The following is a 12,237-nucleotide window of genomic DNA, read 5'->3' as shown; positions in this document are numbered from 1 at the left end:
GCTTTTGTGTTGAGCGATAGTGCAGTTAAATTAATGAATCTCCCTTGAGTAAAATCCCAAACTATTCGTTCCATTGGTTATGAAGAACACAGTCGCAGAAACTCGGGCGTTTGTATCCTGGCAGCAATAGCTCGCATACATCGGATTTGATATTGCCAAACGTCGTTTCCGGCTTATGCTTGAATCCTTCCAAGAACGCATGCAGAATTTTTTGTTTGAAGTTGTTGCGAGGGAATGCGGCAATGACCTGTTCCCGTACCTCCGTCGATAGTGCTTCGTAATTCTCGCCCATAACGTCATAACCGACACCCGAATAGATCAACGCAACTTCCGGCTCCTTGTACTGAGCGACCCCTATCGTCGTGTGAAGCGCGATCGCGTCCCACACAAGGCGAACGGATTCTTCCGGTACGCCTTGCGACCGCAGGAAATCGCGGGCTGCATTCGCTCCGTCAACCTCGAAGCGTTTGTCTGGACTGCTAAATTTCTTAGTTAAACCCAGATCGTGAAACAATGCACTGATATATAGTAATTCAGCGTCGAATTTTAGGCCAGCCTGTTGTCCTTGAAGAGCGCCAAAAAGGAATACGCGGTTGGAATGGTTCCAAAGCAACTCGTCTCCATGATCACGCAGCAGCTCCGCTGCCTGAGTGGCCAGCCGACTATCCGGTATTACAATACTTGCAATGGTATTCGTCATAATGATTAACCTCCCAAATTGGATGATGTCTTGCACTATCATTGTAAGTGTTTGAAATTTCATAGATCAATCCAATTGTTTCTATAAAAACGATAGATATTTTTGATCAATTTGAGGAATGTTATAGCTGCCTATAGGCACCATTAGCGCTCCCATGTCTCGTATGATTTATTTCATCTATGATTTCTATAGAAATGTTAAGATTGATCAATGGTGCTGGATTTCATAGAATGAAGTTGGCTGATCGGAGAGAAGAGCCTGAAGCCAGACATCCGTACATCCGGGCATTAAAGAAGGCAGTACAATTGAAGAGGAGGATATATTATGGACATAATTTCCTTAACAACCGAGAATTTTCGGAGTCAGATAGATCACGGAATTACGCTCGTTGAATTTGTTGAGCCTGGATGCGATTCCTGTCGAGAACAGCTTCTTATTACGGCGGAGTTAACACATGAACTGAGACACGAAGCTGCATTTTTTAAAGTGAATATCGAACAAGAAAAAGAAATCGCAAATGAATATGGCATAATAAGCGTCCCGACTATAATGCTGTTTAAAGATGGTTATCAAGTGGAAACCTTAATTGGTATACAAAGTAAAGAAAAACTGCGCCAGACCATTCTTCGATATGCAGCTATGGGCGATACTTGCTGACTTTCATTGCGATGTAATGAATCATCAGTTCCTAGAGAGCGAATATGTAGTCTCATCTTAATTTCAAAATCCCGATCAGAAACCTCTGATCGGGATTTTTTTGCTCTTGAAGTTTTCAAAACATGTAAATGGCAATATATTCATTTTCTTTCGAGAATAATAAACGTGTCCGGGATAAAAAATAATCAAGCATGTACTCTAAATGAAAAGGGGTAAGAAGATGAAGAAGTGGTTAGCGCTTTTAGGTCTTGCAGCATGCTTGATGATGTTTTCCGCTGTTCCTGCTTTTGCCGATAATATGGCAAGGACGGACAATACGCCGGGTGACGAGATTCGTCATGAAGTCAATAAAGGGATTAACACAACAAACCGCGCGTTGGGGACGGATATCCATCGCATCAATAACGGCAATACGGTAAGCGCGAATAATTATCGCGCCAATGCTACTGACGATAATGATTTTGATTGGGGATGGCTTGGTCTTCTTGGCTTGATTGGACTTGCCGGCATGAGAAACCGAGGCCGCGATCGCGCATAACGATCTGATTGCAACTAACAATAAAGGAACTCTTCAGAAGAGAATTCCTTAGTGTGTACGAAGTTGAAGGCTGCCGGTAACGGCGGCCTTTTTAACGTTTGCGGTTCCTGATCATATTCACCAATCTAAGTCTTCAAAAACGAAGAATCCACTCTTGCGATGGGAATAGAAGCGGGTAGTGTCATTGCCAGCGTGGTGATTATAACTTGGGGTTACGGAAGAACCCCAAACCTCTGCAGATAGGTAAAGCATTTCTTTTGCTAAAATAAAGGGCATTTAATTAAGTTCCTTGACGAGAATATTCCCTATAAGGTATATTCTTTTTGTGGAATATGATTTGCCTGGTGCTTACTACTCCATTACCTCATCAGAAAGGAGGAATCAATAAATGAATCAAGAGGTCACATCTTTTATTCAAAATTTAAATCAATCATGGCAGATTGACATTTGCGATAAGCTTCGCCATATGGTTCATGAGACTATAACTGATGTTGAGGAACGGATTCAATACAAAAAACCTCATTTTTTGAAAAATGGCCATTACGCTGCTGTGATCTCCCCTTCAAAAGATGCCATTGCGTTTATGATTATGAATGCCGTCAGCGTGGAGTTTCCAAAAGGTTTTGAAGGTCCAGCCGAGCGGAAATGGCTCAAAATACGAGAAGGGGATTCGCCAGACTACATCCTGTTGTCTCAACTGCTTGCACAGGCATCCGGCACTCTTTAAAGTATTGAATCGGGGAGGGGAGAGGAAGATATAAATACGGCAACTTTGAGCGCCCTCGCCGAACCCAACCGATTACAAATGGTCGAATTGCTTCGGGATGGCCCCATGACCGTGGGCGATATTGCTGATCGGCTCTATATTCGGCAGCCCCAGGTTTCAAAGCATCTGAAAGTTCTCAATGATGCTCGAATTGTCGAGGTGCGTCCGCTTGGCAATCGCCGGTTCTACCGTCTCCGGCCAGAGCCTCTTCAGGAAATCGACTCTTGGCTGCAGACATTTCGCAGCATGTGGGAGGATCGGCTTGATCGTCTGGACGATTATTTAAGTGAACTTCAAGGCAAGAAATAAGGAGGAAATAAAATGACAGATACGCAAGACTACGGCTTGGTGCTCACGCGCACATTCGACGCTCCAAGAGAACTCGTATATAAAGTTTGGACAGACCCGGAGCATTTCGGAAAGTGGTGGGGACCGCAAGGCTTCTCCCTGCACGTTGAGAAAATGGATGTTCGAACAGGGGGGATATTTTTAGGCAGCCAAAAATCTCCTGAAGGACACGTCATGTGGGGCAAGTTTTTTTATCAGGAAGTGACGCCTCCCGAAAAACTCGTATATATACAATCCTTCTCCGATGAATCAGGCAACACAATTCGTGCACCATTCAATGAGAACTGGCCATTGGAAATCATCAATATCCTGACGCTCGTAGAAGAGAACGGGAAGACTACGCTAACGCTGCAAGGAGGCCCTATTAACGCGACAGAAGAAGAGCGCGCGGCGTTTGAGCAAATGCGTCCGATGGTACAACAAGGTTTTGGCGGCACGCTGAATCAACTCGAAAATTATCTTGAAAGCCAGAAATAATCATTTAGACGCGACAGCAGCCGGCAGACCTAGCCGGTTGCTGTTTTGTTGAACGATAGGGTAGATTAATGTTGCTGACTATAGCTTGATCGAGCGCGGTTTTTGTTTGCCTCTGACGTTTGGCAGCGCGTTCTCAACAAAGGGCTTTGCTTGCCCGCCAGCAAGCGTAGCATTGACCTCCCCGCCCAAAATGATAATATTGGAGCTGATATACAGCCAGATCAGCAGGATGATAATGCCGCCGATGCTTCCGTACGTTTTGGAATAGTTGCTAAAGTTGTTAATATAGAATTGGAACAGCAACGAGGATGCAATCCAGCCAAAGGTCGCAAACAGCGCCCCCGGAATGGCTGATTTGAAACGAATTTTGCGATTGGGCACAATCCAGTAGAGCAGCGAGAAGACAACAATCATGAACGAAATGGGAAATACATATTTCAATGTGCCCCAGATGAGTCCAAAGCCTATCGGAGAATCAAACCAATCAAATAGAAATTCACCGATTACCTCACCAAAAATGAGCATAACGATCGCCAGCAAAATAGACAGGGCTAACACGACCGTCGCCGCAAGCGAGATCGCTCTCACCTTCCAGAACGGACGGTTTTCTTCGACATCATAGGCCTTATTAACACCTTTAATGACCGCGTTAACACCATTGGACGCTGACCAGAGCGTAGCGATCATACCGATCGATAGAAGCGTACCCCTGCTGTTGTCCGTTACCTCCTGCAGGATAAGTTGAATTGCTTCACCGGTTTGCTCTGGCAGCAGACGAATGAGCTCAGCGACGACGTTATCTCCGGATAACTGAACAAAACTCATCAAGCTCACCACAAAGATAAGAAACGGAAAAAACGATAAAATAAAATAATATGTAAGCTGCGCCCCTAAAGCAGGAACATCATCATCACGATAACGGCTATACAAATTTTTGGAAAACGGAAGAATCTTAGATACTCGTTTCATTGCTCTCACTCCTCTTAGTTAGAAGGTAAACAAGAGAAGCCTATCTTTAAACAGGGGACAAGAAATCGATGAGACAAAGAGGGGGAAACGGAAATGAAGACGATTAAGAGCATGATGGAGCACCTGTACTGGGCGGACGGACGGATCTTGGACGCGCTTGAGGAGAGTGAGACGAAGAACATTGACCTTCTGAAGCTGGTTCGGCACGTCGCGGTCGCGGAACGAGTGTGGCTGTCCCGATTGCAGGGCAAGGGCAGCGCGCAATATTCGTTATGGGAGGAAACGGACAGCCTGACGGAGATCCGGACGATGTTCGAAGAAAACGCCGGGCAGTATCGCGTCTATATCGAAGGTCTTGAGGAATCCGAGTTGGACAAGATGATCGACTATGCGAACCAGAGCGGTGATCCGTTCCGAACATCCGTCCGGGACATTCTGTTGCAGGTCCTCTTACATGGGCAATATCACCGGGGACAGATCAATCGGGCACTTCGGATGGAATCGGCAGAGCCTGTCCAAGTCGATTACATCACGTTCGCGAGGCTCTGATAGGGCCATTACTCGGAATCAGACGATATGAGAAGTAACAAGCTCCGTTCCTTGAGAACGGAGCTTGCTGCATAACCCGCTATTCAGGCTTTCCATGCCGTAATCACAATACTGCCCATCACATTGGAGAAGCTGCTCATCAGGCGTTCATTTTTCATCATCATGGCAACTACGTCTGGTTTCGTGAATAGCTCGTGGTCGATTACCCGTAAAGGGTCGTGATCGTTGGTCATCTGTTTCATCTGCGAAAAAGGAGAAGCGGAGTATTTATGAAATTTTGATTTGCTCATCAGCTTCAGCCATTCCGGAACGGTTCGCAGATGCTGAAGTCCGTAAAACGACTGCAATGTTTTCTTTTGCGCCGTGGTTAATGATTTGGCAAATGCCAGCTCGCGATCGTAGAGGACTCCTGTCGGCTTCAGCACTCGCCAGTACTCATGTATAGCGGTACTTCCTTGCGTAAAAGCCGTAACCGATTCCGTAAAAACGGCATCAAACGTCTCATCCGGAAAAGGCAGGGAAGAGGCATCCGCCTGCATGAAGCGAATCGGAAGTCCGCTCAGCCTCGCACGGTGTGTCGCTTTTTGAATCATATCTCCGTTCCGGTCTATCGCTGTCACGCTTACGCCTAAGCCGGCTAAATAACACGCGGTCCGGCCAGTTCCGCATCCTGCCTCCAGCACTTTTGTGCCTCTCGAAAAGTTGATTTGTCCGATTAATTCCTTCGTCGCTTGGAAACCTCCCGGATGCGCGCTTCCTTCGCCGAGCCGGGCTAATAAGGTATGGTAATCCAATGCCTTCTCACCTCTTCCGATATAGTATGCATAACCTTCGTTCTGACTGCACCCATTCTTCGCTGCTTCCGGTATCTTGTTTTTTTTCAAATAGAAGACATTCGTACAAACCTTATAGCAGATATTTTCATAGTCTAAGATATACGAGCATCAGGTTAGGAGGAATGAGGTTATGCAGGAAGTTTATCCGGTTTCCCATAGGACGGTTTATCCGTATATCGGGCGGAGGGTTAGCGCGGTCACCTATGACGGAAAGCATATTATCGGAACGATAAAAGGAGTCAAAGACGGTCAGTTAATATTGGAAGACTGTACTTTTGACAAGATGTCGGTAACGGTGTCGTCCGTTCGGAAAGGAAAGCAATCTAGAAAACAAACCCGCTCCAAGCATAAAGCGAGACTGTCCAGTTATTATGACGGTTATGGTGGAGGCTATGACGGTTACGGCGGGGGTTATGGCGGACACGGTGGAGGTTGCGGGTGCGGTTGCGGCGGTTCCTTCTTTTTCCCGTTTGCAATCTTTGCTTCGCTTTTCATTTTGCCTTTCTTCTTCATTTAATAGCGCTGGCACGATTACAATTTGCGAAAAGAGGAATCTCAATTGGCATCCAGGAAAGCTCCTAAAAAAAGAGAGCCTAAGGGAAGTGTTCATGCGGTCAAAAGAGCTAGACGTTGCGTCGGGCAGCCCGTTTGCGTACTGCTAAATGACGGTAGCTGTTATGTCGGAACGGTTCAAGCCATTCATGACCATAAGCTAATTCTTTCGGAATCCAGACACTGCGGGAAAGTGAATCTTTCTGATCGTTCCAAGGCGCCGGAAGTCCAAGTATCGGGGCTTCTGGATTCCTTGATAGGGGGAATCGGTGCGCTTAATTCTTTGGGTTCCATGGCATCGGGCTTATTCAAGCCCATGTTATCTAGTCCTTCAGTCTCTTCCGGACCGGGAGTTCAAACCAACCAAGAGAATCCGGCAGGTCAGTCAGGGCCGGGGCCGGCGGGCGGAGAGCAGCAGGGGGCCGGTTTTTTAGGATCTATTACACAAATGCTGCCGAAATTCCAAGTTGGTCTTAATATGGTGAAGACGATTATGCCTTTAATGGGCATGTTCAAAATTTGATGCATGGCTCAGCCTGCCGGGAATCCCTGGCAGGCTGTTTCTATGTGTTAACTTGGCTTCAAGAGTCCCGTTATCTCCAATGCCCGATATGCCATTTTGATGAAATCTATTAAATGGGCTTCAAGACAGGAGCATTGGAAGAACCAAGCCGTACAAGCCTTCATAGTATGAGATAGCTTCACAATCAACTATGAGGGGGAAACATGCGATGAGCATCATTAATTACGTCACGAACAGCGGATTCGAATCGGGACTGACGGGGTGGGTGACCTCGGGGACGGTAAACCTCAATACAACCTACAGCAATACCGGCTTGAACTCCGCCCAGGTTGCAGGAGGTACGTCAGGCTCTTATATCTATAAGCTCGTTAGCGTACCCGACAGCAACAGCTTCGAGCTGATGGTATCCTTGTCGAAGAACGGCTCCGGTCTTGGACCGTCCGTCATTATAGGCGTCTTTTACTTCACGAGCGGGTTAGTCTTTCAGAATACGGGACTTGTAGCTACCGTGCCATCCCGCCTGCCGGACGGCACGGCGAATAACTGGAAGACGGCCTACTTCAACGTGGAACCGGCCTTCTCGGGAGCGACGATTGCGCAAATCTTCATTATGAACAGCTCGCTGGCCAATTCCGTGGACTTGTTCGTCGATGATGTCCAGCTTCTCAACAGCGCTTTGGACCTTGGCTAATCAGAAGTGCTATCCCGTCCCGCACAGGGGCGTGCAAGAATGAAAAGGGAAGAAACAGGTATGTCCTGTTTCTTCCCTTTTCACTTGCCGGCAATACTTTAATTAACAGGTATCGGATTAGCCAAGATCGCTAAAATTAGTGATACGTTGAAGTCTTTATTTTCAAATTCATTTAAAAGGTGGGTTCATCATATGGAGACAGCCAAGAAATGGATAGGAGCAGTATTAGGAACAACGATCCTGCTAAGCGGGGCTACTGGATGCGCACAAAATAATGATCAGAATACGATGAAGCCCCAAGCTAAAAATATCGTATCCCAAGCTAATCCAAGAACGATTGTAGAGGCAGCAGCTAATACCGCCAGACAAGAGCCTTTAACATTTGTGCTTATACATGGCTCCTGGGCGGATGCAAGCTTCTGGGATAAAACCGCTGCCGAACTAAGAAGAAATGGGCATACGGTATACGCTCCGGAATATGCCGGGCATGGTAAATTATATAATCCGTCTGTAAAGCATGAAGATATTGTGAAGTCCGTTACGGACTATATTGCAACAAAGAATTTGAAGAATATCGTCCTGGTCGGACACAGCTTTGGGGGTACCGTTATTCAGAAGGTGGCAGAAAAGGTGCCAAATCGGATAAACCGTCTCGTATTCTTTGATGCGTTCGTACCGCTCGATGGACAAAATGTCAGCGAGCAATTCCCGCCTGAGCTTCAAAAAGTATTCGGGCAATTAGTTGAACAATCCGGCAATGGTACGATCAACCTGCCATTTGCGTCCTTCCGGGAAGGTTTTGCGAATACGGCCAGCGCGAGTCTTGCCAAGTCGATATACAAAAGCGCAAAACCGGAGCCGGCAACGCCGCTTATTCAAAAGCTTGATCTCAAGAAATTTTATGGCTTGAAAATTCCGAAAAGCTATCTGTATTTAACTTCCGATAATGTTACGCCGCAGGGAGAAAAATACGGCTTCCATCCTGGTCAATCCAGTCATTTGGGCCAATTCCGGCTTATCGTCGGGGAAGGCGATCATATGACTACGGCCTATGCGCAGCCTGGTTATCTGGCGCAAAAGCTGTATGAAGCAGGCAGGAAATAAGAATCTGCAGAAACATAAACATGAACAGCGTAAATAGAACCTCACTTACAGCCCGCGGGACTTGGGCTGCAAGCGAGGTTCTATTTGCGTTTTGATTGAATGGCAAAATTGCCCTTATCTCTAGTGTGACATTGTTACAGTCTAATTTTTTTCAGGCTGTTATTATCGTATCTGTAAGCAGCGGCTGCAACAACTAGTCAAGCCAATAGGATGAATTCAAGAATATCAATTAACTATGCAAAGGGGAGCTTTAGACATGATGAAAATGAACAAAAAATGGGTAGGAGCTGCATTGGCAGCAACAATTCTGGTAGGTGGCGCGCAATTGGGGACAAGCAGCTTTGTTCAAGCCAGAGATGCCTCAAGCAGCCTTGTGCCGGTGAATACAACGTTATCGAGCAAGTATCAAATCGCTCCGGAACGGCTTTATTACGACTCGTCGACGGGTTATTTGCAAATCGATGGACAAAACGCTTTTAAACCTAAACTTCAAAACGGTCTATTTTACGCCAATTCCGGCACGATTGCAGAGGCAGCAGCCAAAGCGAATAAACAAGAGGCTATGACCTTTGTTCTTGTGCACGGTTCCTGGGCGGATGCAAGCTTCTGGGATAAGACCGCTGCCGAATTGAGAAGAAAGGGCCATACCGTATATGCGCCAGAGTATGCCGGTCACGGTAAATTATATGATCCAGCCGTGAAGCATGAGGATATCGTGAAGTCCGTAACGGACTATATGGCATCGAAGAATTTGAAAAATATCGTCCTGGTCGGTCACAGCTTCGGCGGCACGGTTATCCAGAAAGTCGCGGAGCAGATGCCGGACCGGATCAGCCGTTTAGTATTCTTTGATGCCTTTGTTCCGCTTGATGGACAAAGCGTCAGCGACCAATTCCCGCCTGAGCTTCAGAAGGCGTTTGGTCAATTGGCTGAAGCATCCGGCAACGGAACCATTAACCTGCCATACCCGATCTTCCGTGAAGGCTTCGTAAATACAGCGAGCGACAGCCTTGCCAAGTCGATTTATAAAAACGCTAAACCGGAGCCTGCGACCCCGCTTGTCCAGAAGCTGGATCTGAAGAAATTTTACAGTTTAAATATTCCGAAAAGCTATCTGTATTTAAATTCGGACAACGTGACGCCGCAGGGAGAGAAGTATGGCTTCCATCCCGCTCAGTCGAGCCATTTGGACCAATTCCGGCTTGTTGTTGGCGAAGGCGATCATATGACTACAGCGTACGCGCAGCCTGGCTACTTGGCGCAGAAGCTGTACGAGGCTGCCAGAAAGTAATTCAAATATAAATCTAGGAGTGAAGCCAGTTGAAGCCATTATTCAATTCTTTTCAAATCAAAAATCTTGAATTGAAAAACCGTGTAGTTATGCCTCCAATGTGTCAATATGCCGTGCAGAACATGGATGGAATCGTGACGGATTGGCATTACCATCACTATGTCAGCCGGGCAATTGGCGGAGCTGGCCTCATCATTATTGAAATGACCGATGTTGAGCCGGATGGGCGGATTACGAATTTCGACCTCGGCTTATGGTCCGATGATCAGATTGCGCCACTGAAACGCATCGTTGATGCCTGCCACCAGTTCGGGGCAAAGGTGGGCATACAAATTGCGCATGCTGGACGCAAAGCGGAAGATGCGGACGTTCCGGTTGCTCCTTCTGCAATCCCGTACGATGAAAAATCCAAAACGCCTAGAGAGCTGACAACAGGCGAAGTGAAGGAGATGGTGGAAAAATTCCGCAAAACGGCCGAACGCGCCGTGAAAGCGGGAGTGGATACGATTGAAATCCATGGCGCGCATGGTTATTTAATTCATCAGTTCCAATCGCCATATACGAATAAACGGAATGACGAGTATGGCAAGGATTTAAATTTGTTTGGCGTGGAGGTCATCCATGCCGTCAAGAGCGCAATGCCAGATGGCATGCCTTTAATCATGAGGATTACCGCTAAAGAATACGTGGATGGGGGGTATGGAATCGAGGAGAGCGTTGCCTTTTCAAAAGTTTATAAAGAGGCTGGCGTAGATATGTTCCACGTAAGCTCGGGGGGAGAAGGGCCAATTCTTGCGCACGGCAAACCGGGTACGCATGTCGCGTATCAAGTACCGATGGCAAGGGCAATCAAGCAAGGCCTTGACGTTCCGGTCATCGCGGTAGGCAGACTGGATGAGCCAGCCCTTGCGAATGCCGTTGTTGGCAACGAAGACGCTGATCTTGTTGCCGTGGGGAGAGGGATGCTGCGCAATCCTTATTGGACCTTGGAAGCCGCAACAAAGCTAGGCAAGGAGATCTCGTTCCCTGGCGTATACGGCATTGGCTTTAAGGATTTAAATAGATAATTGATTCCATACGGAAATTAATCTGCTCAGAAGCACTTGCTTATAGCGAGTGCTTCTTTTTTTGTGTTTATCGATGACAGCGAAAGTACATATACAGCGGAACCCGCAAAGGTGCGGCTTTTTTCATTAAAAGCTGCACCTGTAAATCTGTATAATAATCCGTTTTTTGAGACAAAATGAACGGAGAATTTTAGCCGAAAAAAGTGATTTATATTGCGCATGTCACAAATTGCGATCCCCAGTTGTCTTAATCTACGTCAGGAAAACGAGTTGCCGAAGCAATGCATGCTTCCATTTTTTAAGCACTTTTCTCGGGCAACACCAGCTCTATAAGAGCAAAAACAACTAGGAGGATTCATATGAAAATTGTAGTCATTGGCGGCAGTGGATTAATTGGCAAAAAAGTTGTAAATAACCTTCGTGAGCGTGGCCACGAGGCAGTAGCGGCATCACCTTCCTTAGGTGTCAACACGATCACTGGCGAGGGATTGGCAGAAGCGCTCAGCGGCGCACAGGTTGTCGTTGACGTGTCCAATGCGCCTTCGTGGGAGGACCAGGCGGTACTGGAGTTCTTTGAGACTTCTACCCGCAATCTCCTTGCTGCTGAAGCAGCTGCTGGCGTAAGTCATCATGTTGCGTTGTCCGTTGTTGGAACCGAGCGTCTTCTGCAGAGCGGCTATTTCCGTGCGAAGAAGGCTCAAGAAGAGCTGATCGAGAATTCCAAAATTCCTTATACGATTGTCCGCGCAACGCAGTTCTTCGAATTTGTCGGCGGCATCGCCGATGTGGCGACAAATGGGGAAACCGTTCGTCTGCCTTCTGCCCTCATGCAGCCTATCGTGTCAGACGATGTTGCAAGCGCGGTGACTGATTTCACGCTTAGAGCACCAGCTGACGGTATTGTCGATGTAGCGGGTCCGGATCAGATTCCTATGGATGAATTCATTCGACAACACTTTAATGCAACGCAAGATAAACGTCAGGTGATCACGGATGATAACGCGCCTTATTACGGTTCCGTACAGGTCAATGATCAGTCTCTTGTTCCAAATGGAGATAGACCCGTGACCATCACTACGACGCATTTCCGTGATTGGCTCAACCGTTAAAAATCTTAAGGCTTAAAGATATGGAAAGGAGAATTACGGTTCTCCTTTCTATTATTTTTG

The 12,237-nt window shown here is 46.9% G+C and carries 16 protein-coding genes; 13 read left to right on the top strand and 3 right to left on the bottom strand.

Going from position 1 to position 12,237, the window contains the following annotated elements; all coding sequences use genetic code 11:
- Nucleotides 1-61: 61 nt before the first annotated feature.
- Nucleotides 62-700, bottom strand: coding sequence for an HD domain-containing protein (locus M3194_RS02185; protein WP_251651384.1), 639 nt, complete (start codon nt 698-700; stop codon nt 62-64).
- Between the two features lie 324 nt (nt 701-1,024).
- On the opposite strand from M3194_RS02185, the gene M3194_RS02180 reads away from it, so the two are divergent.
- From M3194_RS02180 to M3194_RS02160, 5 genes are all read left to right on the top strand, one after another.
- Complete coding sequence (locus M3194_RS02180) at nt 1,025-1,357, top strand: thioredoxin family protein (RefSeq protein ID WP_251651383.1); 333 nt, start codon at nt 1,025-1,027, stop codon at nt 1,355-1,357.
- 220 nt (nt 1,358-1,577) lie between these two features.
- Nucleotides 1,578-1,895: a WGxxGxxG family protein gene (locus M3194_RS02175; protein ID WP_251651382.1), complete on the top strand. Its 318-nt coding sequence runs from the start codon at nt 1,578-1,580 to the stop codon at nt 1,893-1,895.
- 388 nt (nt 1,896-2,283) lie between these two features.
- Nucleotides 2,284-2,622 (top strand): DUF1801 domain-containing protein, encoded by a 339-nt coding sequence (locus tag M3194_RS02170; protein WP_251651381.1) that lies wholly within the window; start codon nt 2,284-2,286, stop codon nt 2,620-2,622.
- A gap of 30 nt (nt 2,623-2,652) precedes the next feature.
- On the top strand, nt 2,653-2,970 hold the full coding sequence (locus M3194_RS02165) for an ArsR/SmtB family transcription factor (protein WP_311289640.1): 318 nt from the start codon (nt 2,653-2,655) through the stop codon (nt 2,968-2,970).
- 12 nt (nt 2,971-2,982) lie between these two features.
- A complete protein-coding gene (locus tag M3194_RS02160; protein WP_251651379.1) occupies nt 2,983-3,486 on the top strand; it encodes an SRPBCC family protein in 504 nt (167 codons plus the stop codon).
- 78 nt (nt 3,487-3,564) lie between these two features.
- On the opposite strand, the gene M3194_RS02155 is transcribed toward M3194_RS02160, so the two are convergent.
- On the bottom strand, nt 3,565-4,455 hold the full coding sequence (locus M3194_RS02155) for a YihY/virulence factor BrkB family protein (RefSeq protein ID WP_251651378.1): 891 nt from the start codon (nt 4,453-4,455) through the stop codon (nt 3,565-3,567).
- 93 nt (nt 4,456-4,548) lie between these two features.
- Between M3194_RS02155 and M3194_RS02150 the strand changes: the two genes are divergently transcribed.
- Nucleotides 4,549-5,004 carry a DinB family protein gene (locus M3194_RS02150; protein WP_251651377.1) on the top strand — a complete coding sequence of 152 codons (456 nt, stop codon included), beginning with the start codon at nt 4,549-4,551 and terminating at the stop codon, nt 5,002-5,004.
- A gap of 83 nt (nt 5,005-5,087) precedes the next feature.
- On the opposite strand, the gene M3194_RS02145 is transcribed toward M3194_RS02150, so the two are convergent.
- The gene (locus M3194_RS02145; protein WP_251651376.1) at nt 5,088-5,888 is read right to left on the bottom strand and encodes a class I SAM-dependent methyltransferase; all 801 of its coding nucleotides are present in this window, start codon (nt 5,886-5,888) and stop codon (nt 5,088-5,090) included.
- Nucleotides 5,889-5,970: 82 nt separating this feature from the next.
- On the opposite strand from M3194_RS02145, the gene M3194_RS02140 reads away from it, so the two are divergent.
- The 7 genes from M3194_RS02140 to M3194_RS02110 all read left to right on the top strand — a co-directional run bounded on the left by M3194_RS02140 (nt 5,971) and on the right by M3194_RS02110 (nt 12,177).
- Complete coding sequence (locus M3194_RS02140) at nt 5,971-6,357, top strand: LSm family protein (RefSeq protein WP_251651375.1); 387 nt, start codon at nt 5,971-5,973, stop codon at nt 6,355-6,357.
- Between the two features lie 42 nt (nt 6,358-6,399).
- On the top strand, nt 6,400-6,915 hold the full coding sequence (locus M3194_RS02135) for a hypothetical protein (RefSeq protein ID WP_251651374.1): 516 nt from the start codon (nt 6,400-6,402) through the stop codon (nt 6,913-6,915).
- A 208-nt stretch (nt 6,916-7,123) separates the two neighbouring features.
- Nucleotides 7,124-7,606 carry an NTTRR-F1 domain gene (locus tag M3194_RS02130; protein ID WP_251651373.1) on the top strand — a complete coding sequence of 161 codons (483 nt, stop codon included), beginning with the start codon at nt 7,124-7,126 and terminating at the stop codon, nt 7,604-7,606.
- Nucleotides 7,607-7,798: 192 nt separating this feature from the next.
- Nucleotides 7,799-8,710, top strand: coding sequence for an alpha/beta fold hydrolase (locus tag M3194_RS02125; protein ID WP_251651372.1), 912 nt, complete (start codon nt 7,799-7,801; stop codon nt 8,708-8,710).
- A 256-nt stretch (nt 8,711-8,966) separates the two neighbouring features.
- A complete protein-coding gene (locus tag M3194_RS02120; RefSeq protein ID WP_251651371.1) occupies nt 8,967-10,001 on the top strand; it encodes an alpha/beta hydrolase in 1,035 nt (344 codons plus the stop codon).
- Nucleotides 10,002-10,030: 29 nt separating this feature from the next.
- Nucleotides 10,031-11,068 carry an NADH:flavin oxidoreductase/NADH oxidase gene (locus tag M3194_RS02115; protein ID WP_251651370.1) on the top strand — a complete coding sequence of 346 codons (1,038 nt, stop codon included), beginning with the start codon at nt 10,031-10,033 and terminating at the stop codon, nt 11,066-11,068.
- 359 nt (nt 11,069-11,427) lie between these two features.
- Complete coding sequence (locus tag M3194_RS02110; RefSeq protein ID WP_251651369.1) at nt 11,428-12,177, top strand: SDR family oxidoreductase; 750 nt, start codon at nt 11,428-11,430, stop codon at nt 12,175-12,177.
- The last annotated feature ends 60 nt before the right edge of the window (nt 12,178-12,237 follow it).

Source organism: Paenibacillus glycanilyticus, from assembly GCF_023715145.1.
Lineage (GTDB): Bacteria > Bacillota > Bacilli > Paenibacillales > Paenibacillaceae > Pristimantibacillus > Pristimantibacillus glycanilyticus_A.
This window is presented reverse-complemented; position numbering and strand designations above follow the sequence as displayed.

Coding starts and splice junctions, on each gene's coding strand:
- M3194_RS02185 (WP_251651384.1), bottom strand. CDS start 700: ATGACGAATACCATTGCAAGTATTGTAATACCGGATAGTCGGCTGGCC.
- M3194_RS02180 (WP_251651383.1), top strand. CDS start 1,025: ATGGACATAATTTCCTTAACAACCGAGAATTTTCGGAGTCAGATAGAT.
- M3194_RS02175 (WP_251651382.1), top strand. CDS start 1,578: ATGAAGAAGTGGTTAGCGCTTTTAGGTCTTGCAGCATGCTTGATGATG.
- M3194_RS02170 (WP_251651381.1), top strand. CDS start 2,284: ATGAATCAAGAGGTCACATCTTTTATTCAAAATTTAAATCAATCATGG.
- M3194_RS02160 (WP_251651379.1), top strand. CDS start 2,983: ATGACAGATACGCAAGACTACGGCTTGGTGCTCACGCGCACATTCGAC.
- M3194_RS02155 (WP_251651378.1), bottom strand. CDS start 4,455: ATGAAACGAGTATCTAAGATTCTTCCGTTTTCCAAAAATTTGTATAGC.
- M3194_RS02150 (WP_251651377.1), top strand. CDS start 4,549: ATGAAGACGATTAAGAGCATGATGGAGCACCTGTACTGGGCGGACGGA.
- M3194_RS02140 (WP_251651375.1), top strand. CDS start 5,971: ATGCAGGAAGTTTATCCGGTTTCCCATAGGACGGTTTATCCGTATATC.
- M3194_RS02130 (WP_251651373.1), top strand. CDS start 7,124: ATGAGCATCATTAATTACGTCACGAACAGCGGATTCGAATCGGGACTG.
- M3194_RS02125 (WP_251651372.1), top strand. CDS start 7,799: ATGGAGACAGCCAAGAAATGGATAGGAGCAGTATTAGGAACAACGATC.
- M3194_RS02120 (WP_251651371.1), top strand. CDS start 8,967: ATGATGAAAATGAACAAAAAATGGGTAGGAGCTGCATTGGCAGCAACA.
- M3194_RS02110 (WP_251651369.1), top strand. CDS start 11,428: ATGAAAATTGTAGTCATTGGCGGCAGTGGATTAATTGGCAAAAAAGTT.